We start from the raw sequence: 21,952 nt of genomic DNA, 5'->3' as shown, positions 1-21,952 counted from the left end.
TCGGCGTGTGAAGTTTCATGCAAATTCTCTTTTCGTGACAGAATCCGAGTATGAGCAGCCTCACACGCCCGGTTGTCGGTCTCGAGTCCGACGACGATGAAGAGGTGGATCCCCTCACGATCGGCCGACGCATCCGTCAATTGCGCACCGCCCGCGGAATGACGCTCGACGAGCTCGCCGTGGCCGTCGATCGGGTTTCGAGCCAGCTGTCGATGATCGAGACCGGCAAGCGCGAGGCGAAGCTCAGCCTGCTGCGCTCGATCGCCCGCGCACTCGGCACGAGCCTCGACGCCCTGCTCGAGTCCGAACCGTTGGACGAGCGCTCAGTGCTCGAGATCTCGCTCGAGCGAGCGATGGCGGGACAGACGTTCCGCGCGCTCGGCATCGAGCCGTTCCGGATCGGCAAGACGGTGCCGACCGAGGCGCTTCGCACCATGCTCGCGCTGCAGGGCGAGATCGAAAGACTCCGCGACGAACGTGCCGCGACGCCCGAAGAGGCCCGGCGAGCCAACGTCGAGCTGCGCCACCTGATGCGGCGCCAGCACAACCACTTTCCCGAACTCGAAGAGCACGCCGTCCGCATCCTCGAGGCTGTCCGGCATCCGGGTGGACCTCTCACCCAGCGCTCGGCATCGGATATCGCGGCGCATCTCGGTTTCACGATCCACTACGTACCCGACCTGCCGCAGACGACCCGGAGTGTCGCCGACCTCAAGAACGGGCGCCTGTACCTCTCGAGTCGGATCTCGGCGAAGGGAGACCCGAGAACTGCCGTCCTGCAGGCACTGTCGAGCCGAATTCTGGGCCACGCCGAGCCGACGAGCTACGCGGAGTTCCTGCGTCAGCGCGTCGAGACGAACTACCTCACGGGTGCCCTGCTGATCCCCGAGGCGCACGCCGTGCCATTCCTGCGGGAGGCGAAGGCGCGGCGCGCCATCTCGATCGAGGACCTGCGCGATGCCTACTCGGTTTCGTACGAGACGGCGGCGCACCGGTTCACGAACCTGACGACCCGGCACCTCGACATTCCGGTGCACTTCTTGAAGGTGCACGAGTCGGGCACGATCACGAAGGCGTACGAGAACGACGATGTGAACTTCCCGACGGATCGTCTGGGCTCGATCGAGGGGCAGATGTGCTGCCGCCGGTGGACGAGTCGTGTGGTCTTCGACGTCGATGACCGCTTCAACCCGTATTACCAGTACACCGACACAGGCAACGGGACCTACTGGTGCACGGCTCGCGTCGAGGCATCCAGCGAGGGAGCGCACTCGGTGAGCGTGGGGGTGCGCTTCGACGACACGAAGTGGTTCATCGGGCGCGACACCCCCAACCGCGGGGTCTCGAAGCACTCGGTCGAGGTGTGCTGCCGTCGTGCGCCCGCCGACCTCGAGGACACCTGGCGCGACCAGGCCTGGCCGAACGTGCGGACGCCTCGCACCCTGCTCGCGACGCTGCCGACGGGGTCGTTCCCCGGGGTCGACACGACCGACGTGTACGAGTTCCTCGACGCGCACGCCCCGCGCTGAGCGGTCACGTCACCCCAGTGTGCGCAGCGCCGCCCACAGCTCGGCGCGGGCCGCGAAGGACGTCAGGTCGCGATCGAGCAGTCGGCCCGCCGTCATGACCCGCGCGCGGACGGTGTGGCGATGGATGCCCAGGGCCCGGGCCGTGGCCTCGTTCGAGCCGTCGTGCTCAAGCCACGACCGCACCGTGTCGACGAGCGCGGTGCCCCGGTCGGTGTCGTGTCGGAGCAGGGGCTCCAGCTGCGCGCGCCCGGCGGCGCGTGCGTCCGGACCACCGAGCAGCGCGAGCACGCCACCAGCGGCGGGATCGGCGAACGGCGTGATCCCGGCGCCTGTCGCGCGGTCCCGTGCCGTGCGAGCCCGGGCTGCCGCGTCGGCGAATCCGTCGTACGCGGTCGGGTCGGACAGCCCGATTCGCAGACCGAGGTCCTCGGCAACCTCTGCGAGCAGCCCCGAGTCGCCGGGGCCGAGGACGATCACGACCCCGGATACCTCACGCCCGAAGAAGAGGCGGCCCCGGTGTTCTTCTGCGAGCAGCTCGAGCCGATCGGTCACGGTCTCGCGCCGTGCGGCCGAGGCATCCGTGACCGCCACGACCACGGGCGCCTCGGGCAATCCGCCCCACGTTTCGCGGGCGATCCGCGCAGCGATATGCGCCTGGCCGGACAGCAGCAGTTGCAGAACGCCGGTGCGGAGCTGCCCGCGCGCCCGTGCCGCGCCCTCACTCTGCTCGAGCGCAAGCCCTGCCATCGCGATGACCGCGGTCACGACGCTCCGGCTCTCCTGGTCGAGGTCGCCCGCCGCGATCGCGATGGCTCCGCGCAGGCGCCCGCCGCGGCCGAGCGTCTGAATGGTGAACGGGGTATCGCCCACGCGCAGAGTCGAGCCCGCGCGGGCCCCGCGTCGCAGGACCCGCCGCGCCTCGTCGTGCAAACCCGCGAAGACCTCGGTGTCGAGGCCCGACGACGGATGCTGGCGCGTCAATGTGCCCGTCGCGTCGAACAGTCCGACCCAGGTGTCCAGCTGTCGTGACAGCTCGGCGAGTGTCGCCCCGAGCCCGTCCGGGCGGAGCGCCGCGAGCGCGATCGCCCGTTGCGCGGCCAGGGACCAGCTGCGTCGGGCGTAGGTCTGCGCAGCGACGGCCTCGGCGTTCGCCCGGGCCACCGCGATAAAGGGGGTGCGATAGGGAACCTCGAACAGGGGCATCCGGTACGCGCGGCACGCGGCTTCGAGCCCCTGGGGAATGCCCTCGCGGACGACCTCCGTGCCGAAGCCGAGCGCGATGACACCCCGTGCGGACAGGCGCGCGACGTACTCGTTGTACACCGCGGCGCTGTCGGCGGCGTCCGTATCGTCGAGGTCGTCGTTGGTGTCGAGGAATTGCGTTCCGGTCGTGAGCAGTGCGAGCCCTTCGGAGAGGAAGGGTGTGGGATCGGCGAGGTCCGAACTGTGAATCCAGCGGATCGGACGGTCGAGTGCGTCATCAAGAGCGTCGTGAGCCTCCTGGTCGTCCGACGCCGCGCCCGCATCCGCGAGGCGCAACGCGAGGTCGGTGCGCGCGAGCAGAGCGCGGAGCGTCGGGGCCGGCGGGGCCGGGGAAGCGGGGGATGCCACGTCTCGAGGTTATACGAGCTGCACAGTGTGCAGAGAAAAGTTGTACACAGCGGTGAGTGCGCGGTGGAGTCATCCGGCCGTACGCTCCCCCTCATGAGCGTCATCGAGAGCTTCACCGCGCTGCCCCTCGGCGGACCCTCGCTCCCACAGGAGCGCCGCCTCGTCACCGACCTGCCAGGGCCCCGGTCCCGCGAGATCCTGGACCGCAAGGCCGCCGCCGTCGCCTCAGGCGTCGGGCATACGGTCCCGATCGCGGCCGTCGCGGCAGGCGGAGGTGTGGTCGTCGACGCAGATGGCAACTCACTCATCGATCTGGGGTCGGGGATCGCGGTCACGACGGCCGGAAACTCCAACCCGCGTGTCGTGGCAGCCGTCACGGAGCAGCTGGGCCGCTTCACGCACACGTGCTTCATGATCGCGCCCTACGAGTCCTACGTCGCGGTCGCTGAGGCGCTCAACGAACTCACGCCCGGCGAGCACGAGAAGCGGACCGCGCTGTTCAACTCGGGGGCCGAGGCGGTTGAGAACGCGGTCAAGATCGCCCGAAAATACACCAAACGCCACGCGGTCGTCGCATTCGACCACGCCTACCACGGGCGCACGAACCTGACGATGGCCCTCACCGCCAAGAACATGCCGTACAAGCACGGTTTCGGACCGTTCGCCGGCGAGATCTACCGTGCGCCCATGTCCTACCCGTTCCACGACGGACTCACCGGGCCCGAGGCCGCCCAGAAGGCGATCTTGCACATCGAGAAGCAGGTCGGCGCCGACAACGTCGCGGCCGTGATCATCGAACCCATCCAGGGCGAGGGTGGCTTCATCGTGCCCGCCGATGGATTCTTGAACGCGATCGCGGCCTGGTGCCGCGAGAACGGTGTCGTCTTCATCGCCGACGAGGTGCAGACCGGCTTCGCGCGCACCGGCCGCTGGTTCGCCAGCGAGCACTTCGACATCGTGCCCGATCTCGTCGTGACGGCGAAGGGCATCGCCGACGGCCTGCCCCTGTCGGGGGTGACCGGCCGTGCCGAGATCATGGACGCCACGCACACGGGGGGCCTCGGTGGAACATACGGCGGCAACCCGCTCGCCTGCGTCGCGGCGCTCGCCGCGATCGAGTCGTACGTCGAGGACGGCCTACTCGAACGGGCAACCGAGATCGGCGACATCCTGACCTCTCGACTGAGCGCCCTGGCCGCCACGGATGCCCGCATCGGCGATGTGCGCGGCTTCGGTGCCATGATCGCGGCCGAGTTCGTCGACCCCGAGACGGGCGAGCCGGACGGCGCGCTCACGGCGCGGATCGCGAAGGACTGCATCGCGGACGGCGTGATCGTGTTGACGTGTGGAACGTACGGCAACATCATCCGGTTCCTGCCACCCCTGACCATCCCGAACCACCTGCTGAACGAGGGCCTCGACGTCGTCGCCGGCGCCCTCGCTCGCGACTGAAGGAGAACCCCACATGAGCGAGATCACCCGTGACGTCGTCGTTATCGGGGCGGGGGCCGCAGGTCTGACCGCGGCCAACGCACTCCGCAACGCCGGGCTGTCGGTTGCCGTACTCGAAGCGCGCGAGCGAGTCGGCGGGCGCCTCTGGACCGACGAGATCGAGGGCGCCATGCTCGAGATCGGCGGGCAATGGGTCTCACCCGATCAGGACGCGCTGATCGATACGGTCGCAGAGCTCGGACTCGAGACGTACTCGCGTTATCGCGAAGGCGACAGTGTCTACGTCGGACCGGATGGCGAGGCGCACCGCTTCACCGGTGAGATGTTCCCCGTCTCGGCGGAGACCGAGCGCGTGATCGCCGAGATCACCGAGCGGCTCGACGCGATGGTCGCCGAGATCGATCCCGACCGGCCCTGGGCTCACCCGAAGGCCGCCGAGTGGGACCACATCTCGTGGGACGCGTGGCTGCGGGCGCAGACCGACGACGACGAAGCCGTCCGGAACCTCGCGTTCGCGACGGGCTCGGCGATGCTCACCAAGCCGACGCACACCTTCTCGCTGCTGCAGTCGCTCCTGATGGCGGCCTCGGCGGGGTCGTACTCCCACTTGGTCGACGCCGACTTCATTCTCGACAAGCGCGTCGTCGGCGGACTCCAGCAGGTTCCGATCCTCCTGGCCGAGCGCCTCGGCGACGATGTGCTGCTGAACGAGGCGGTGCGCACACTCGAATGGGGCGACTCGGGTGTCACCGCCATCACCGACACCACGACCGTCCGGGCGCGGTTCGCCATTCTCGCCCTGGCCCCGAACCTCTACTCGCGCATCTCGTACGTGCCGCCGCTGCCGCGGTTGCAGCACCAGATGCACCAGCACCTCTCGATGGGCTTCGTGATCAAGGTGCACGCGGTCTACGAGACGCCGTTCTGGCGCGCCAAGGGGCTCTCGGGCACCGCATTCAGCCCGTACGAGTTGTCGCACGAGGCGTACGACAACACCAACCACGGGGATTCCCGCGGAACGCTCGTCGGGTTCGTCTCGGATCAGACCGCCGATGACCTCTTCCGGCTGAGCGCCGAAGAGCGCAAGGAGCGCATCCTCGAGTCGTTGTCGCACTACTACGGTCCCGAGGCGAAAGACCCCGTCGTCTACTACGAGAGCGACTGGGGTTCGGAGGAGTGGACGCGCGGCGCCTACGCCGCGAGCTTCGACCTCGGCGGCCTCGCCCGCTACGGGGCAGACCTGCGCACCCCCGTCGGTCCCATCCACTTCGCCTGCAGCGATCTGGCCGGCGCCGGTTACCAGCACGTCGACGGTGCGATTCGCATGGGTCGCGAAGCCGCGGCACACATCATTCAGGAGGCCCGCGCATGAGCGCACCCGTTTTCGTCGTCGGCTACACCGCGACCGATTCCGGCGCCGACGCGGTCGCGCTCGCCGCGCGGCTTGCCGCCGCCGCCTCGGGCCGAGTGGAGCTGGTCACGGTGCTGCTCGACGAGGGCCGAGGCGCCGTGGTCCCGCCCGATGCCAGCTACGACGCGTACGTCCGTGAGCAGGCGAACGGATGGCTCGCCACCGCGACCGCTGCCGTGCCCGATGACCTCGGCCACGGCACGCACGTCCGCTACGCGGACTCGTTCGCGGCGGGACTGCTCGAGGTCGCGACCGAGGTCGACGCCTCGTACATCGTCGTGGGAGCCGCGCCCGGCGGCATTCTCGGCCGATACTCGCTCGGTGCCGTCGCGAACGAGCTGCTGCACTCCTCGACCGTGCCCGTTGTGCTGGCGCCGGCGGGTGCGCGCACGGTAACGGCGCCGCTGACGCGCATCACGGCCGCCGTGGGTACGCGGCCCGGTGCGGACGCCCTGATCGAGGACGCGGTCGCGCTGGCCTCGGCGACCGATTCCACGCTGCGACTGATCTCACTCGTCACGATCGACCTGCCCTCGGGAGTCGACACGGGCGTCATCCGTCTGGCGGGTTCGACCCACGCCGACATGGTGCTCTCACAGGCTCGCGAAACCCTGCCCACCGGCATCGTCGCCGAGGCATCGGCCGCTCAGGGCCCGAGCATCGAAGACGCCGTCGAGAGCCTCGACTGGCGGGACGGCGAGGTCGTGATGGTCGGATCCAGCCGCCTCGCGCAGCCGCGGCGCCTGTTCCTCGGCTCGACCGCCGCCAAAATGCTCCGGACGCTTCCCGTGCCCATGATCGTCGTGCCCCGAACGCACGCTGACGACTCGCCCCGCCCGAACGCTGTGGAAGGAGAACGCGCATGAGCACCACCGACCAGAACGTCGCCGAAACGGGGGAGCCCGTGACCGGCGGGTTGTCGAAGAAGGGCCTGAGCGCCGGGACGGTCGGCCTGATCGGCGCGGTCGTCATCGGCATCTCGTGCATTGCCCCGGCCTACACTCTGACGGCGGCCCTCGGCCCCACCGTGTCGGAGGTCGGGTTCCAGGTACCCGCGATCATCCTCATCGGATTCATCCCGATGCTGCTCGTCGCGTTCGGTTACCGCGAGCTCAACCGCCGGATGCCGGACTCCGGCACATCGTTCACGTGGGCCGCCCGTGCGTTCGGCCCGTGGGTCGGCTGGATGGCCGGCTGGGGCCTGATCGCCGCCACGATCCTGGTGCTGTCGAATCTCGCGGGTATAGCCGTGGAGTTCTTCTTTCTCCTGATCGATCAGATCGCCCAGACGAACGGCGCGATCGCCGGCCTGGCGTTCAACCCGTTCATCAACGTCGCGGTGTGTCTGGCATTCATGCTGGGCGCCACGATGATCTCGTACCGCGACATGCAGACCACTCAGAAGCTGCAGTACTTCCTGGTGGGGTTCCAGGTGCTCGTACTCGTCGTCTTCGCGATCGCCGCTTTCGTGCGCGTCGCACAGGGCAACGCCTTCGACGCGTCTATGCCCGAACTGTCGTGGTTCAACCCGTTCGCCGTCGGCTCGTTCACGGCCGTCGTTGCGGGACTGTCGCTGTCGATCTTCATCTTCTGGGGGTGGGACGTCACCCTCACGATGAACGAAGAGACGAAGGACCCCGAGAAGACGCCGGGGCGCGCTGCGACCCTCACGGTCATCACGATCGTCGTGCTCTACCTGCTCATCGCGATCTCGCTGCTCGCGTTCGCGGGGATCGGCACGGGTGAACTGGGACTCGGCAACGAGGACATCCAGGCGAACGTGTTCTTCTTCCTGAGCGGCCCGATCCTCGGACCCCTCGCGTTCCTCGTGTCGCTCGCGGTGCTGACCAGCTCGGTGTCGTCCCTGCAGTCGACCTTCGTGTCGCCCGCACGGACGCTGCTCGCCATGGGCCACTATGGCGCGCTGCCGAAGAAGTTCGCCGCGGTCAGCCCCCGCTTCTTCACCCCGGGGTACGCCACGATCGTGTCCGCCGTGATCGCGTCGGCCTTCTACGCGGTCATGCGCTTCGTCAACGAGAACGTGCTGTGGGACACGATCACCACGCTCGGCCTGATGATCTGCTTCTATTACGGCATCACGGCGTTCGCGTGCGTCTGGTACTTCCGCAAGCAGTGGTTCGACTCGGCCCGCAACGTGTTCTTCACGTTGCTGTTCCCGCTCATCGGTGGCCTCATTCTGGCCGCGCTGTTCGTCATCACGCTCGTCGAGAGCATGGACCCCGCCTACGGCAGCGGCACGGAATGGTTCGGCCTGGGTAGCGTGTTCGTGCTCGGGGTCGTGATCATCGGCCTCGGCATCGTGATCATGGTCATCATGCGCTTCCGCAGCCCGGCATTCTTTCGTGGCGAGACCCTGTCCCTCGACGCACCGCCGAGCACACGACGCGCACGAAAGGAGTCCATCCGATGAGTTCCACCCCCGAGACCGAAGCAGCGCTGCTCGCCTCCATACCGACGGGTCTGTTCATCGGTGGGGCCTGGGAAGATTCCCCGAGCGGCAAAACTTTGGATGTGATCGACCCCGCGACAGGCGCGGTGATCAAGACGATCGCCGATGCCACGCCCGAGGACGGCATCCGTGCCCTCGACGCGGCGGTGGCTGCGCGGGATGCCTGGGCCGCGACGCCGCCTCGCACGCGGAGCGACATCCTGCGCCGTGCTTTCGATCTCGTTCAGGAGCGCAAGGAGGATCTGGCACTCATCATGACTCTCGAGATGGGCAAGCCCATGGCCGAGTCGCGCGGTGAGGTGGCGTACGGCAGCGAGTTCTTGCGCTGGTTCTCGGAGGAGGCCGTGCGCATCACGGGTCGCTACGGCTTGAACCCCGAGGGAACCGGCCGGATGGTCGTGTCACAGCGCCCCGTCGGTCCGTCGTTCTTCATCACGCCGTGGAACTTCCCGCTCGCGATGGCGACCCGCAAGATCGCCCCGGCGCTCGCCGCGGGCTGCACCGTGGTTATCAAGCCGCCGGCACTCACCCCGCTGACCACGATGCTCTTCACGACGATCCTCGAAGAAGCGGGACTGCCCGCGGGCGTCGTCAACGTCGTCAACTCGTCGTCGTCGTCGGCCCTTTCGGCGCCGATCATCGCCGACCCGCGGCTGCGGAAGCTCTCGTTCACGGGGTCCACAGGGGTGGGGCAGAAGCTCATCGCCCAAGCCGCCGAGGGCGTGCTGCGCGTGTCTATGGAACTCGGGGGCAACGCGCCGTTCGTCGTCTTCGAGGACGCGGATCTCGACAAGGCCGTCGAGGGGGCGCTGCAGGCCAAGTTCCGCAACATCGGGCAGGCCTGCACCGCGGCGAACAGGTTCATCGTTCACGAATCCGTGGCGGACGAGTTCGCGAAGCGCGTCGGCGACCGGGTTGCCGCGATGCGGATCGGCCGCGGCACGGAAGACGGTGTGCAGATCGGGCCGCTCATCGACGAAGCCGCGGTGGCCAAGGCATCCGCCCTCGTCTCGGATGCCGTGCAGCGCGGGGCGCGCCTCGTGACCGGTGGCGCGGCGATCGAGGGCCAGGGCACGTTCTTCGAACCGACCGTGATCGCCGACGTCGTCGCCGGCAGCGACATCCTGCGCGAAGAGATCTTCGGGCCGGTGCTCGCGATCGCACGATTCGGCGACGAAGATGAGGCCGTACGCCTCGCGAACGACACCGAGTACGGTCTGGTGTCCTACGTCTACACAACGGACCTCGCGCGCGGACACCGCATGATCGACCGGCTCGAAACGGGGATGATGGGGCTGAACGTCGGCGTCGTCTCGAACGCCGCCGCACCGTTCGGCGGAGTGAAGCAGTCCGGCATCGGCCGCGAGGGCGGCCTCGAGGGCATCCACGAATACCTTTCGACCAAGTACACGCTGATCCCCGTCGACTGACGGGCGAACGGAGACACACATGACCGACTACGCCGTCGTCAACCCCGCCACGGGTGAGACGCTCGCCACCTACGACACGTTCACCGATGCGCGGGTCGACGCGTCAGTCGCCGCCGCCGCGTCCGCCTATCGCGACTGGGCTCGCGACGCATCCGTTGCCGAGCGTGCCGAGCGCTTGAACCGCGTGGCCGACCTGCACCGCGAGCGTCGGGAAGAGCTCGCCGAGATCATCGTGCGCGAGATGGGCAAGCCCCTCGCGGCGGCCCTGGGCGAAGTGGACTTCGCCGCGGACATCACGCAGTTCTACGCCGACAACGCCGCGAAGATCACCGCCGACCAGCCGATCGACATCCTCGGCGAGGGGACGGCGGTCGTCCGGCGGTCGCCGCTCGGCCCGCTGCTCGGCATCATGCCGTGGAACTTTCCGTACTACCAGGTCGCACGTTTCGCGGCCCCGAACGTCGCGATCGGCAACACGATCCTGCTGAAGCACGCCCCGCAGTGCCCCGAGTCGGCGGCGGCGATCGAGAAGATGTATCTCGACGCGGGCTTCCCCGAGGGCGTCTACGTCAACCTGTACGCCACCAACGATCAGGCCGCCACGATTATCGAAGACCCGCGTGTGCAGGGTGTGTCGGTGACCGGGTCCGAGCGTGCCGGCGCCGCGGTCGCCGAGATCGCGGGACGGAGCCTCAAGAAGGTCGTGCTCGAACTCGGCGGGTCGGACCCATTCATCCTCCTCTCCACGGACGACCTCGATGGGGCCGTGCAGGCGGCCGTCGACGCGCGACTCGACAACGTGGGGCAGTCCTGCAACGGCGCGAAGCGGTTCGTCGTGATCGATGACCTGTACGACGCTTTCGTGGAGAAGTTCTCGGCCGCTATGGCCGGTGCCACTGTCGGCGACCCCATGAGCGATGACACCGTACTCGGACCCCTGTCGTCGCTGCTTGCCGCCGAGCGCCTCGAGCAGCAGGTGCAACGCGCTATCGAGCAGGGGGCGACGCTCGTCACCGGCGGCGTGCGCGATGGCGCCTTCTTCCCGGGCACGGTCCTGACCGACGTCACACCCGAGATGGATGCCTACGGTGAAGAGTTCTTCGGCCCCGTCGGCGTCGTCTACCGCGTCGCGGATGAGGCCGCCGCCGTAGCCCTGGCGAACGACACCGGATTCGGGCTCGGCTCGTACGTGTTCACGACCGATGAGGCGCAGGCCGAGCGGGTCGCCGACGCGATCGACGCCGGCATGGTCTACGTCAACCTTGTGCTCGCGGACTCGCCCGAACTGCCGTTCGGCGGGGTTAAGCGGTCGGGCACGGGGCGCGAGATGGGGCTGCTCGGAGCCGACGAGTTCGTCAACAAGAAGCTCATTCGCATCGCCTGATCGGAGAGGACGCCATATTCACGGTCGTATGGCGTAGCGGGCATGAGGCATCCGCGGGACGATAGTTCTGAGGAGGTCTGTCTCATGGACGAGATGAACGAAGCAGTCAACCGCTTGAGCGGGGACGAATGCTGGGACCGGCTGCGCACGCAGCAGCTCGGCAGGCTCGTCACCCACGTGGGGCATGTCCTCGATATCTTCCCCGTCAACTACGTCGTCGACGACGAAACGATTGTCTTCCGCACGGCCGAGGGCAGCAAGCTGTTCGAACTCACCGTGAATGACGAGGTGTTGTTCGAGGTGGACGACCACTCGGGGACGGATGCGTGGAGCGTCGTCGTGCGAGGGCATGCCCACCGGCTCACCACGAGTGACGAAGTTCATGCGGCCGACGAGTTGCCGCTACGCCCGTGGATCCCGACTCTCAAGTACAACTACGTGCGCGTCACGCCTGCTTCGCTCACCGGTCGCGCCTTCGAGATCGGACCGGAGCCCGATCGGTACGGCACGTCTGACTACTAACAGTCGACTACTGAGGACGCCCTCTACGGGCCGAGGGCATTCGCGACCTTCCCCGGGCATGACGTAGACTTGCGGTGCAGTCGAAATCTGCATTCTTTGCCGTGCCCGCGGTCGGGCGAAATCCTCTTCGTGAGCACGGTGCAAGATTGCGGACCCGGGGCCGGAAACGGTCCTTAGGGCGGTAGCTCAATTGGCAGAGCAGCGGTCTCCAAAACCGCAGGTTGCAGGTTCGATTCCTGTCCGCCCTGCGCGTCAGCCCCGAGCTGACACACGAAAGGTACATTCAGGTGAGTGCAGTGGCCCAAGACGAGCCGAACGGCGAGATCGTCGCGGCGGGCAAGACGGATCGCGGAAAGAAGCCCGGCTTCTTCGCTCGCATCGTCCTGTTCATCCGACAGGTGTTCGCCGAGCTCCGTAAGGTCGTCACGCCGACGCGCCAGGAACTGCTGAAGTTCACCGCGGTGGTGCTCGGATTCGTCGTCGTGATGATGGCGATCGTCTACGGCCTCGACTTCGTCTTCTCCTGGATGGCTTCGGTCGTCTTCGGGAGGCCCGGCGAACTCGTCGGCGGATAGCCGAAACGCACCCCGACAGAATCATCGGCGGCCTGAACGGGCCGTCATCAACGGAAGTGATCCAGTGACCGAAAGATTCACCGACGACGCCGACTGGGCGACGGCCGCCGAGCAGTCCAGCGAGGACGACGAGGCGCAGGAGGGCGACCAGCTCGCCGCCGAGGAGCGCTCGGTCGAGCCCGCAGAGCACGCAGCGCTGCACGTCGTGAGTGACGAAGACGAAGACGAAGACTTCGCCGAACTGGACGACATCGAGATCGACGACCCGGAGGCCGACGCTATCGTGAACGACGCCCTGCACATCGACGAGGCCGCCGAGGCCGAAGCGGCCGCCGAGGTCCTGACCGATTCGCTCGAGGACGAAGAGACCGAGCGCGCGGCCGAGGATGCCGAAGAGGTCACCCCTTACGACGGCCCCGACATCAACGGTGAGCCCGACGCGCCCGTTCTGGACGAAGACTTCGTGGCTGAGGTCGATGCTGCTGCGGAGGTCGTCGACGAGGTGGAGGCATCCGTCGACGGCGAAACTGTCGACGCAGAATCCGACGATGACGCCGAGGTCGACCCGTACGAGGCGTTCCGCGCCGAACTGCGCTACCTGCCGGGCAAGTGGTACGTCATCCACTCGTACGCCGGCTTCGAGCGCAAGGTCAAGGCGAACATCGAACAGCGGAAGTCGTCGCTCGAGGTCGAGGACGAGATCTATCAGATCGAGGTTCCGATGGAGGATGTCGTCGAGATCAAGAACGGCCAGCGCAAGATGGTCACCCGCGTGCGCATCCCGGGCTACGTGCTCGTGCGCATGGACCTGAACGAAGACACCTGGTCGGTCGTTCGCCACACGCCCGGCGTGACCGGCTTCGTGGGCAACGCCCACAACCCGACGCCCCTGCGTTTCGAAGAAGCCTTCAACATGTTGAAGTCGCTCGTCGAGATCAAGGAAGTCGCCACGACCAAGTCCGGCAGCGGCAAGGGTTCGGCTACTCAGGCACGCAGCATCGTCACCGAGGTCGACTTCGAGGTCGGCGAGACGATCACCATCAAGGAAGGCTCGTTCGCGGGCCTGCCCGGCACGATTAGCGAGATCAAGCCCGAGAGCGGCAAGCTCACGGTCCTCGTCTCGCTCTTCGAGCGCGAAACCCCGGTCGAGCTGTCGTTCGACCAGGTCACGAAGCAGTAAGAACAGCGCAGTAATTACAGAGACCACCGCCCCGGAAAGACCGGACGCGGGAGAAGGATTCGGCCCCTGAGCTTGTCGAAGGGTCCGAATCGTTCGATGAGAGGAAAACAAGAATGGCACCCAAGAAGAAGGTGACCGGCCTGATCAAGCTCCAGATCAAGGCTGGAGCCGCCAACCCGGCGCCCCCGATCGGGCCCGCGCTCGGTCAGCACGGCGTCAACATCATGGAGTTCTGCAAGGCGTACAACGCGGCGACCGAGGCCCAGCGTGGCAACGTCATCCCCGTCGAGATCACCGTCTACGAGGACCGCAGCTTCACGTTCATCCTGAAGACGCCCCCCGCCGCCGAGCTCATCAAGAAGGCTGCTGGCGTTGCCAAGGGTTCGCCGACGCCGCACACGACCAAGGTGGCCAAGCTCACCAAGGCTCAGGTGCGCGAGATCGCCGAGGTCAAGCAGCCCGACCTGAACGCGAACGACATCGAGGCCGCCTCGAAGATCATCGCCGGCACCGCCCGTTCCATGGGCATCACGGTTGAGGACTGAGGGGAATAACGACTATGGCTACCAAGTCCAAGGCCTATCAGGCCGCAGCCGCGAAGATCGCGGCTGACACGTTCTACACGCCCACCGAGGCCGTCGCCCTGGCGAAGGAGACCGGCTCCGCGAAGTTCGACTCGACCGTCGAGGTCGCGCTGAAGCTCGCCGTCGACCCCCGCAAGGCAGACCAGATGGTGCGTGGCACCGTCATTCTGCCCCACGGCACGGGTAAGACTGCCCGCGTCATCGTCTTCGCAACGGGCCCTGCGGCCGAGGCTGCTCTCGCGGCCGGCGCCGACGAGGTCGGTGGAGCCGAGCTCATCGAGAAGGTTGCGGGCGGCTACACGTCGTTCGATGCGGCCGTCTCGACGCCCGAGCTCATGGGCCAGGTCGGTCGCCTCGGAAAGGTGCTGGGTCCCCGTGGCCTCATGCCGAACCCGAAGACCGGCACCGTGACCCCCAACCCGGCCAAGGCCGTCGAGGAGATCAAGGGCGGAAAGATCGAGTTCCGCGTCGACAAGCACGCCAACGTCCACTTCGTGGTCGGCAAAGCGTCGTTCAGTGCCTCGCAGCTCGACGACAACATCAAGGCGGCGCTCGACGAGATCGTTCGTCTGAAGCCGTCCAGCTCGAAGGGTCGCTACATCCAGAAGGGTGCGGTGTCGACCACGTTCGGCCCCGGCATCCCGCTGGACGTCAACGCGATCTGACGCACGGCATAAGCGAAGGGTCTCACCGAAACGGTGGGGCCCTTCGTCGTTGTTCGGTCGTCGCCTCAACGGAACACGACGAGGCCGATGCCGATGCCGATCATCACGACGGCGATCGAGGCATCCAGGATGCGCCAGGCGCGTTCGGTCGAGAGCAGTCGCCCGAGGTACCGTGCTCCGAACGCGAGGCCCGAGAACCAGAGCACGCTCGCCACGATGGCGCCGGCCGCGAAGGCCCACGGGTTGGCATGGGTCGTCGCGAGAGAACCGAGAAGAAAGACAGTGTCGAGGTAGACGTGCGGGTTCAGCCACGTCAGGGCGAGCGCCGTCGAGGCAACCGCGAGGGCGCTGGTCTGCGTTGCCGTGCTTGTCGCCGTGCCGGTCTTGGTCGTGGTCGCCCGAGCGGTCAGGCTCGGGGGCGGGATCAGGACCTCGCCGCTCGGGCGCCACGCGCGGCGCGCAGCGAGGCATCCGTAGGTCACCAAGAATGCGGCGCCCGCCCACCGCACGATCTCGGTGAGCCAGGGGAGCGCCTGCAGGGCCAGCCCCACCCCCGAAACGCCGAGGGCAATCAGTACGGCGTCCGAGATCGCGCAGATGGCGGTGACGAGCACGATGTGCTCCCGACGCATGCCCTGACGCAGCACGAACAGGTTCTGCGCACCGATGGCGATGATGAGCGAGAAGCCGAGGCCGAGGCCCGCAACGGCAGAGATGAGCACGTGACGAAGCTACGGTCTCCACATAATTAAGGCCAGCTCATGTTTCTACCGCGCCATTAGCATGGCTTCATGAAGCTCCGGCTCGATCTCGTTGCGACCGTCGCGGCCGCCGTCGACGCGGGCACGCTCGACGCCGCGGCGCGCACACTGCACATCACGCCGTCGGCAGTCAGTCAGCGAATCCGGGCGCTCGAGGAGCGAATCGGGCGGACGTTGCTCATCCGCTCGAAGCCGCTGCGCGCGACCGAGGCGGGCGAGACCGTCGTTCGCCTAGCCCGCCAGCTCGCCCTTCTCGAGCACGACACCCTGCGCTCCCTGGGGCTCGACGAGGAGGGGCCCGCGCGACTGGCGTTGGCGGTGAACGCCGACTCACTCGCCACCTGGTTCCTGCCCGCCCTGGCGCGGATCGTGGCAGACGGAGAGGCGGCGATCGAAATACATCGCGATGACCAGGACTATACGGCCCGCCTGCTCGCGGACGGAAGCGTGTCGGCCGCTGTCACCTCGCAGAGCGCGGCCGTCGCGGGCTGCACGGTGACCCCGCTCGGGGTCATGTCGTACCGGGCGTGCGCGACGCCCGCGCTCGCCCGACGCTGGTTCGCGGGCGGGGTGAACGCCGAGGCGCTCGCGGTCGCGCCCGTCATCGAATACGACCGTCGAGACGATCTGCAATCGCGGTGGCTCCGTTCGCACGGAGCATCCGTCGAGGCGCCGCCACGGACCTACGTTCCCGCGTCGCACGACTTCGCGGCAGCGGTGCGCTCGGGGCTCGGATGGGGGATGCTTCCGCCGCTGCAAGCGGACGGGCCGATCGCCGCGGGCGAGATCGTGGTGCTCGAGGGCGATCCGGTCGACGTGCCGCTCTACTGGCAGCAGTGGGACCTGCGATCACCCCTGCTCGACCGTGTTGCCCGCATCGTCGTCGACGAGGCGCGGCGGGCGCTCAGCCCAGCGTGAGGGCGGCCTGACTAGTCGTCGCTGACGCGCAGCACGATCTTGCCGCGCGTGTGGCCGTCCTCGATCTCGCGATGCGCCTCGGCGGCGTCCCCCAGGTCGAATACGCGGTCGATGTAGACCTGCACTGATCCCGAGGCGAGCAGGCGAGCGATCGTCGCGAGTGCCCCGCCGTCCGGGATCACCTTGTAGGTGGACGCGCGGACGTCCGCTGCCGAGGCATCCTCTTCGAACGTCGGCCAGCTCCCGGTCGGCACGTTCACGATCAGTCCGCCTCGCCGCAGTACCCCGAGCGAGCGGCTGCCCGTGGCATCGAGCGTATTGCCGACCAGGTCGATCACCACATCGACGTCGGCGACGACATCCTCGAACTTCGTCGTCGTGTGATCGATGACGACGGATGCTCCGAGTTCACGCAGCCACGCGGCGTTCCGTCCCGACGCCGTCGCCGTGACGTGTGCACCGAAGTACGACGCGAACTGTACGGCGAAGTGTCCGACGCCGCCGCTGCCGGCGTGGATCAGGATCCGCTGACCTTCGTGCGCGTGCGCGGTCTCGACGATGAGTCCCCAGGCGGTAAGCGCGGCGAGCGGCACGCCCGCCGCCTCGACGTGCGAGAGGCCCGTCGGCATCTTGGCGACCGAGAGCGAGGACACGACCGCATATTCCGCATAGCTCCCGGGTGTGCGCGGGAACGCCGCCATGCCGTACACCGGCGTACCCGGCTGAAGGGGATGCGTCTCGAATGGCGCACGGACGACGATCCCGCTGAAGTCGAAACCGGGCACCGCGGGGTACGACGCAATCGCCGACGAGACGCCGCGACCCGATCGTGTCTTGGCATCGATCGGATTGACGCCGGCGGCGACGACCCGCACGAGCAGTTCGCTCATGACAGGAGCCGGGGTGGCGACCTCGGCGAGACGCAATGAGTCGGCGTCTCCCGGCTCGTCGAACACAACGGCGCGCATCGTGTCGGGGACGCTCGGCGCCTCGGCGGGCGCTCCCGCGGGTCGTGGGGGGCGAATTGCCATGGCGGTGCTCCATTCTGCGCGATCCTGCAAACCGGCAGGCATGCACATGCGGCATGATGCACACCTGGCTCGGGGGCGCTATTGCCCCGAGGATCGGACTCGTCCCAGTAAAGCCGGGGATTGTCTCGACGGTGTTACGCAGGTGCTAACGTGCCGCTACGCCATGCGGCCTTCGGTTACACGGAGCCGGACGGGGTTTCGCCGGTCGACGCCGCGCGCAGCAGGCGTGTGAGGGTCCGGATGTCTGAGACATCCCAATTCGCGAGCACATCGTGCAGGGCGTGCGGGTCGGCGCTCCGTGCGGCTGCGAGCCGCTCCACACCTTCCGGCGTCGCCGTCAGTCGCGTCGATCGGCCATCGGCCGGGTCCGCGGTTCGCTCGACCAGACCGGCCTGCTCGAGCTCGCGCACCGTCCGGCTCACCTGACCCTTGTCGGCGACGAGTGTCTCGGCGAGTGCTGACGGACTGATCGGCCCGTGCTTCACGATCGTCGTGAAGACCTTGTACGCGCCCGGCAGCATGCCCGGGCTCAGCCTGTCGGCGCGGGCGGCCATGACCTGACGCATCCGCACCGAAAGCTCACCGAACTCCGATTCGAGCTCCCGCACCGCCTCCTGCCAATCCGGGTTCGAGGCGGCCTGCGGCTGATCGGTCATCGCTCGACGGTACCCTTCCCCGTCGCAGGGATCGACTCCATGCCCTCGCTCGTCGTGAAGGTCGCCAGATCGGCCTCGCCCGCGGCCAGGCGTTCGGTCGTCGTCATGCGTGTCAGCGGACGGTTCGGCAGGAAGATGATCGCGATCAGGCTGACGACCGCCAGCGGCACGGCGAACAGGAACGAATGCGCGATGCCCTGTGCGTAGATGTCCTCGACGATCACCCGCACGCCGTCCGGGAGCGTGCTCACCGCGGGCAGCGTGCCGGACGTCAACTGCGCGGCGACGGCGAGCCCCTGCTCACCGAGCGGGGCGAGGGCGGCGCCGATCGCATCCCGGTACCTCACGAATCCGTCGGTCACGCTCGTGGCGAGCGCCGCACCCATGACGGACACGCCGATGGTGCCGCCGAGGCTGCGGAAGAACGCGACACCGGAGCTCGCCGCCCCCATCTCTTCGGGCTTGGCCGTGTTCTGCACGACGAGCACGAGGTTCTGCATGGTCGCGCCGACACCGGCGCCGAGCAAGAACATGTAGAGCGCGACGAGCGGGTACGAGGTGTCGTAGTGCAGCGTCGACAGCAGCACAGAGCCCGCGATGAGCGCGACGGCGCCGCCGATCATGTACGACTTCCAACGGCCGAAGCGACTGATCAGCTGACCGATCAGAATCGAGGTGACGAGCAGGCCACCCATCATGGGGATGGTCAGGATGCCCGCCTCGGCCGGCGTGGCGCCGCGTGACATCTGCATGTACTGTCCGAGGAACACCGCGGCCCCGAACATCGCCAGACCCGTTGCGATCGACGCGATGACCGAGAGCGTGAAGGTGCGGTTGCGGAACAGCGAGAGCGGAATCAGCGGCTCACGCGAGCGCAGCTCGACCACGATGAACAGAACGGTGGCCAGCACGACCCCGCCGACCATGAACGCCGTCTCGACACTCCACCAGTCGTAGTTCATGCCGGCGTTCGTGATCCAGATGAGCAGGAGAGAGACCGCGGTCGACAGCAGCACGATGCCGACGTAGTCGATGCTGACCTTGTCGCGCCGGGCGCGCGGAACGTGCAGGGTGCGCTGCAGGATCACGAAGGCGGCGATCGCGAAGGGGATCGCGACGAAGAAGTTCCACCGCCATCCGATTCCGTCCGTGATGAACCCGCCGAGCAGCGGGCCTCCGACCGTGGCGAGGGCCATCACGGCGCCGAAGAGTCCCATGTAGCGGCCACGCTCGCGCGGGCTGATGATGTCGGCCATGAGCACCTGGCTGAGGGCGGCGAGGCCGCCGGCGCCGAGACCCTGCACGGCGCGGAACGCGATGAGGGTGCCCGAGTCCTGCGAGAAGCCCGCCGCGGCGGTCGCGAGCACGAACAGCGCGAGCGCCAACTGGATCAGCAGCTTGCGATCGAACAGATCGGCGAGCTTGCCCCAGATCGGTGTCGAGATCGCGGTGGTGAGGAGTGTGGCGGTGACGACCCAGGTGAAGACCGTCTGGTCGCCCTGCAGGTCGTGAACGATGACGGGTAGCGACGTCGAGACGACGGTGGCCGCGAGTATCGACACGAACATGCCGAGCAGCAGTCCGGAGAGCGCCTCGAGGACCTTTCGTCGCGACATCGGTGGGGGCGTTGTTGCGTCCGTGGACGCGGGAGTTGAGGTGGCCATCGGGCCCTTTCTGGCGGAGCGTGCACCACGAGTCGCGGCGCGAAAGTTGAGAAAAGTCAACTATATGTCTTTGTTGAGAAAAGTCAACTAAAACGTTCGCGCGCGCCAGTGCACCGGTTCTGCGACCGGGAACCGAGGAAGGAGTGGGTCAGTCTGCGAGGGCGAGCGCGCGGAACGGCTGCCGCGGGTCGACGCGAGGCATCCGCTCTTCGACGAACTCGAGCGTGCGTGCCGGGGCAGGCGTCGCGGGCCGCGTGGTGCGGCGGTGTAATTCGTCGATCAGCGCATCAGCCAGGCGAACGAGGCGAGCGATCTCGCGGTCGTCGCGGTCGACCCATGCGCAGCGGGGCTCGTCGCCGATGGGCACGAAGCCGTCGTGCTGCTCCCACGCCACGAGGGTGCGCTCGGCTCCGAGAACGTGCTGCTGCCACCACACCTGCCGCATGTAGGAGCGGGGGATGCTGCGCCACGCCTTGTTGGTGGTCTTGATCTCGGCCAGCGTGATCGATCCGCTCGGCGTCGTGGCCACGCCGTCCGGGGTCGCGAGATGGCGCTTCTCGGCGACCGCGTGGAACAGGGCCGACGACGGAAGGATGCCGTGGGTTGCAGCGACCCACGCCGCAATCTCGGGCTCGCGGCGGCGTCCGTGGTCGGTGTAGGCATTGCCGCTGAAGCTGCTGCCGACGAGCTTGGCGTTCGCGGCCTTGGCTATCGCGTTCTCGCTGGTGAGGCTCGCGACGTCGGTCGCGGTGATGCCGCGCGAGCGTGCACGAATCCAGGCGACCCGGTCGCGCGAGTCCGCGACGATGCGAGCGGCGAGTTCGGGGAGCACGAATCGACCCTAACCCCGCGCCCACCCGCGCCCGTCCCCGGCACGCGGCAGCCCCGACCCCCGCGGATCGCCGAGTGCGCCGGATCGCGACGAGCGCGCCCGTTGTTGCTCGCGAAAGACCGGCGCACTGGTGGCTACGCGGCGCTTTCGCTGCGTCCATCCTCTCCTCCCCAGGGCGCGCGAGAGAGAGTGAGGGCACGGGTCAAGGGTGCGCGAACTCGGAGAGGTGACGCGGGTATCACGATGTGGCGATGCGAAATCTCGACATACTCACCCTTCGTCGCCTCATATGGGGGCGAGACCATCTGGTGCTCGATGGCTGGTCTGACCGCCGAATCGGGCGGGACGTGTCCGAGGGGCGTCTCCAACGTCTGCGTCGTGGGGCGTACATATCGGGGGCGGAATGGCAGGATCTCTGGCCCGAGTCGCGACACCTGGCCCATGTTGTCGCGGTGAACGATGGGGCGCGGGTCCGCCCGGTCTTCGCGCTCACCTCGGCTGCTGCGCTCCACGGGCTAGCGCTGCATCGCGTCATCGTCGAACGGGTTCACACGGTGCACCCGGATGTCGCGCGACGTACGGCGGACCCGACCATTCGGCATCGAGCGACCATCGATGACTCCGATGTCGTGGATGTTGCAGGCATCTTGTGCACCTCTCTGGAACGGACAATCTACGACCTGGCGCGGCTGGTGAGCGCCGAAGTTGCACTCGCGTCCGCCGACGCCGCACTCGCACGCATCGGCGGCGATCCGCGGGACTACGACGAGCGGGCCGCCGACGAGTGGTTGGCGGCCATAGGCGTGCGACTGGACACGAACGCAGGCGCCCGAGGCATCCGTCATGCCCGTCTGCTCATGCCGCTCGTCGATGGGCGATCGCAATTGCCGCTCGAGTCGGTGACCAAGCTCCAATTACGGCGGCTGGGATTCAATCAACCTCGTCTGCAGGTGCCGGTTGCGGCGCCGACTGGTGGCTCGTTCTGGATGGACGTCGAACTCGAAGAGGCCGACGCCTTCTACGAGTGCGACGGTGAGACCAAGTACACGGACGAGGCGATGCGGTCGGGGCGGACCCTCGAGCAAGTGTTGCTCGCGGAGAAACAGCGCGAAGACTGGGTGCGCGGGACGACCGGCAAGCGTGTCCTGCGCGGCGGAAGTGAGCACGCGAAGTCCCCTGCGGCACTGGCTGCGCGACTCCTGAGCTTCGGTATCGCGCTCCCCGACTCGCGAAAGCGCCTGTTGTTGCCGAGCCGCCCCCTCATTTACGGGCACTAG

At 67.6% G+C, this 21,952-nt stretch carries 20 protein-coding genes and 1 tRNA gene; 15 read left to right on the top strand and 6 right to left on the bottom strand.

Annotation, left to right across the window (positions count from 1 at the left end; genetic code table 11):
• Positions 1 to 50 precede the first annotated feature (50 nt).
• A complete protein-coding gene (locus ACT9TC_RS05920) occupies positions 51 to 1,529 on the top strand; it encodes a helix-turn-helix domain-containing protein (RefSeq protein WP_458042474.1) in 1,479 nt (492 codons plus the stop codon).
• A 9-nt stretch (positions 1,530 to 1,538) separates the two neighbouring features.
• On the opposite strand, the gene ACT9TC_RS05915 is transcribed toward ACT9TC_RS05920, so the two are convergent.
• Positions 1,539 to 3,140 carry a PucR family transcriptional regulator gene (locus ACT9TC_RS05915; protein WP_458042473.1) on the bottom strand — a complete coding sequence of 534 codons (1,602 nt, stop codon included), beginning with the start codon at positions 3,138 to 3,140 and terminating at the stop codon, positions 1,539 to 1,541.
• A gap of 93 nt (positions 3,141 to 3,233) precedes the next feature.
• Here ACT9TC_RS05915 and gabT point away from each other — a divergent pair, with 93 nt between their 5' ends.
• The 12 genes from gabT (at position 3,234) to rplA (ending at position 14,813) form a co-directional block, all read left to right on the top strand.
• Positions 3,234 to 4,592: a 4-aminobutyrate--2-oxoglutarate transaminase gene (gene gabT, locus ACT9TC_RS05910; protein ID WP_458042472.1), complete on the top strand. Its 1,359-nt coding sequence runs from the start codon at positions 3,234 to 3,236 to the stop codon at positions 4,590 to 4,592.
• A 13-nt stretch (positions 4,593 to 4,605) separates the two neighbouring features.
• Positions 4,606 to 5,964 carry a flavin monoamine oxidase family protein gene (locus ACT9TC_RS05905; protein ID WP_458042471.1) on the top strand — a complete coding sequence of 453 codons (1,359 nt, stop codon included), beginning with the start codon at positions 4,606 to 4,608 and terminating at the stop codon, positions 5,962 to 5,964.
• The gene (locus ACT9TC_RS05900; RefSeq protein ID WP_458042470.1) at positions 5,961 to 6,869 is read left to right on the top strand and encodes a universal stress protein; all 909 of its coding nucleotides are present in this window, start codon (positions 5,961 to 5,963) and stop codon (positions 6,867 to 6,869) included. Before ACT9TC_RS05905 ends, ACT9TC_RS05900 begins: the two co-directional genes overlap by 4 nt.
• A complete protein-coding gene (locus ACT9TC_RS05895; RefSeq protein ID WP_458042469.1) occupies positions 6,866 to 8,434 on the top strand; it encodes an APC family permease in 1,569 nt (522 codons plus the stop codon). The genes ACT9TC_RS05900 and ACT9TC_RS05895 overlap by 4 nt, the downstream gene beginning before the upstream one ends.
• A complete protein-coding gene (locus ACT9TC_RS05890) occupies positions 8,431 to 9,903 on the top strand; it encodes an NAD-dependent succinate-semialdehyde dehydrogenase (protein WP_458042468.1) in 1,473 nt (490 codons plus the stop codon). The genes ACT9TC_RS05895 and ACT9TC_RS05890 overlap by 4 nt, the downstream gene beginning before the upstream one ends.
• Before the next feature lie 19 nt (positions 9,904 to 9,922).
• Positions 9,923 to 11,287, top strand: coding sequence for an NAD-dependent succinate-semialdehyde dehydrogenase (locus ACT9TC_RS05885; protein ID WP_458042467.1), 1,365 nt, complete (start codon positions 9,923 to 9,925; stop codon positions 11,285 to 11,287).
• Positions 11,288 to 11,371: 84 nt separating this feature from the next.
• Positions 11,372 to 11,809, top strand: a complete 438-nt coding sequence (locus tag ACT9TC_RS05880; RefSeq protein WP_458042466.1) for a pyridoxamine 5'-phosphate oxidase family protein — start codon at positions 11,372 to 11,374, stop codon at positions 11,807 to 11,809.
• Positions 11,810 to 11,984: 175 nt separating this feature from the next.
• A tRNA-Trp gene (locus ACT9TC_RS05875) sits at positions 11,985 to 12,057 on the top strand.
• 48 nt (positions 12,058 to 12,105) lie between these two features.
• Entirely contained in the window at positions 12,106 to 12,384 is a 279-nt protein-coding gene (gene secE, locus ACT9TC_RS05870; protein WP_458042875.1) for a preprotein translocase subunit SecE, read from the top strand.
• A 64-nt stretch (positions 12,385 to 12,448) separates the two neighbouring features.
• Positions 12,449 to 13,564, top strand: a complete 1,116-nt coding sequence (nusG, locus tag ACT9TC_RS05865) for a transcription termination/antitermination protein NusG (RefSeq protein WP_458042465.1) — start codon at positions 12,449 to 12,451, stop codon at positions 13,562 to 13,564.
• A 113-nt stretch (positions 13,565 to 13,677) separates the two neighbouring features.
• A complete protein-coding gene (gene rplK / locus ACT9TC_RS05860) occupies positions 13,678 to 14,109 on the top strand; it encodes a 50S ribosomal protein L11 (RefSeq protein ID WP_036302113.1) in 432 nt (143 codons plus the stop codon).
• Between the two features lie 14 nt (positions 14,110 to 14,123).
• Positions 14,124 to 14,813 (top strand): 50S ribosomal protein L1, encoded by a 690-nt coding sequence (gene rplA / locus ACT9TC_RS05855; protein WP_458042464.1) that lies wholly within the window; start codon positions 14,124 to 14,126, stop codon positions 14,811 to 14,813.
• A 65-nt stretch (positions 14,814 to 14,878) separates the two neighbouring features.
• Here the strand turns inward: rplA and ACT9TC_RS05850 are convergent, their stop codons facing one another.
• Positions 14,879 to 15,535 carry a LysE/ArgO family amino acid transporter gene (locus tag ACT9TC_RS05850; protein ID WP_458042463.1) on the bottom strand — a complete coding sequence of 219 codons (657 nt, stop codon included), beginning with the start codon at positions 15,533 to 15,535 and terminating at the stop codon, positions 14,879 to 14,881.
• A gap of 69 nt (positions 15,536 to 15,604) precedes the next feature.
• Between ACT9TC_RS05850 and ACT9TC_RS05845 the strand changes: the two genes are divergently transcribed.
• Entirely contained in the window at positions 15,605 to 16,492 is an 888-nt protein-coding gene (locus ACT9TC_RS05845) for a LysR family transcriptional regulator ArgP (RefSeq protein ID WP_458042462.1), read from the top strand.
• An 11-nt stretch (positions 16,493 to 16,503) separates the two neighbouring features.
• On the opposite strand, the gene ACT9TC_RS05840 is transcribed toward ACT9TC_RS05845, so the two are convergent.
• From ACT9TC_RS05840 to ACT9TC_RS05825, 4 genes are all read right to left on the bottom strand, one after another.
• A complete protein-coding gene (locus tag ACT9TC_RS05840) occupies positions 16,504 to 17,523 on the bottom strand; it encodes an NADP-dependent oxidoreductase (RefSeq protein ID WP_458042461.1) in 1,020 nt (339 codons plus the stop codon).
• A gap of 176 nt (positions 17,524 to 17,699) precedes the next feature.
• Positions 17,700 to 18,179 carry a MarR family winged helix-turn-helix transcriptional regulator gene (locus ACT9TC_RS05835; RefSeq protein WP_458042460.1) on the bottom strand — a complete coding sequence of 160 codons (480 nt, stop codon included), beginning with the start codon at positions 18,177 to 18,179 and terminating at the stop codon, positions 17,700 to 17,702.
• The gene (locus ACT9TC_RS05830; RefSeq protein WP_458042459.1) at positions 18,176 to 19,795 is read right to left on the bottom strand and encodes an MDR family MFS transporter; all 1,620 of its coding nucleotides are present in this window, start codon (positions 19,793 to 19,795) and stop codon (positions 18,176 to 18,178) included. Before ACT9TC_RS05830 ends, ACT9TC_RS05835 begins: the two co-directional genes overlap by 4 nt.
• A 196-nt stretch (positions 19,796 to 19,991) precedes the next feature.
• Positions 19,992 to 20,675, bottom strand: a complete 684-nt coding sequence (locus ACT9TC_RS05825) for a YqaJ viral recombinase family protein (RefSeq protein ID WP_458042458.1) — start codon at positions 20,673 to 20,675, stop codon at positions 19,992 to 19,994.
• A gap of 251 nt (positions 20,676 to 20,926) precedes the next feature.
• Here ACT9TC_RS05825 and ACT9TC_RS05820 point away from each other — a divergent pair, with 251 nt between their 5' ends.
• Positions 20,927 to 21,952 carry a hypothetical protein gene (locus ACT9TC_RS05820; protein ID WP_458042457.1) on the top strand — a complete coding sequence of 342 codons (1,026 nt, stop codon included), beginning with the start codon at positions 20,927 to 20,929 and terminating at the stop codon, positions 21,950 to 21,952.

It is taken from the genome of Microbacterium sp. HM-570 (assembly GCF_054165885.1).
This window is presented reverse-complemented; position numbering and strand designations above follow the sequence as displayed.

Excerpts from the sequence above, each read along its gene's own strand:
- rplK (WP_036302113.1), top strand. The coding sequence starts at position 13,678 with ATGGCACCCAAGAAGAAGGTGACCGGCCTGATCAAGCTCCAGATCAAG.
- gabT (WP_458042472.1), top strand. The coding sequence starts at position 3,234 with ATGAGCGTCATCGAGAGCTTCACCGCGCTGCCCCTCGGCGGACCCTCG.
- ACT9TC_RS05830 (WP_458042459.1), bottom strand. The coding sequence starts at position 19,795 with ATGTCGCGACGAAAGGTCCTCGAGGCGCTCTCCGGACTGCTGCTCGGC.
- ACT9TC_RS05885 (WP_458042467.1), top strand. The coding sequence starts at position 9,923 with ATGACCGACTACGCCGTCGTCAACCCCGCCACGGGTGAGACGCTCGCC.
- ACT9TC_RS05880 (WP_458042466.1), top strand. The coding sequence starts at position 11,372 with ATGGACGAGATGAACGAAGCAGTCAACCGCTTGAGCGGGGACGAATGC.
- ACT9TC_RS05920 (WP_458042474.1), top strand. The coding sequence starts at position 51 with ATGAGCAGCCTCACACGCCCGGTTGTCGGTCTCGAGTCCGACGACGAT.
- ACT9TC_RS05905 (WP_458042471.1), top strand. The coding sequence starts at position 4,606 with ATGAGCGAGATCACCCGTGACGTCGTCGTTATCGGGGCGGGGGCCGCA.
- ACT9TC_RS05845 (WP_458042462.1), top strand. The coding sequence starts at position 15,605 with ATGAAGCTCCGGCTCGATCTCGTTGCGACCGTCGCGGCCGCCGTCGAC.
- ACT9TC_RS05835 (WP_458042460.1), bottom strand. The coding sequence starts at position 18,179 with ATGACCGATCAGCCGCAGGCCGCCTCGAACCCGGATTGGCAGGAGGCG.
- ACT9TC_RS05890 (WP_458042468.1), top strand. The coding sequence starts at position 8,431 with ATGAGTTCCACCCCCGAGACCGAAGCAGCGCTGCTCGCCTCCATACCG.
- ACT9TC_RS05895 (WP_458042469.1), top strand. The coding sequence starts at position 6,866 with ATGAGCACCACCGACCAGAACGTCGCCGAAACGGGGGAGCCCGTGACC.
- rplA (WP_458042464.1), top strand. The coding sequence starts at position 14,124 with ATGGCTACCAAGTCCAAGGCCTATCAGGCCGCAGCCGCGAAGATCGCG.
- ACT9TC_RS05820 (WP_458042457.1), top strand. The coding sequence starts at position 20,927 with ATGCGAAATCTCGACATACTCACCCTTCGTCGCCTCATATGGGGGCGA.
- ACT9TC_RS05900 (WP_458042470.1), top strand. The coding sequence starts at position 5,961 with ATGAGCGCACCCGTTTTCGTCGTCGGCTACACCGCGACCGATTCCGGC.
- ACT9TC_RS05840 (WP_458042461.1), bottom strand. The coding sequence starts at position 17,523 with ATGGCAATTCGCCCCCCACGACCCGCGGGAGCGCCCGCCGAGGCGCCG.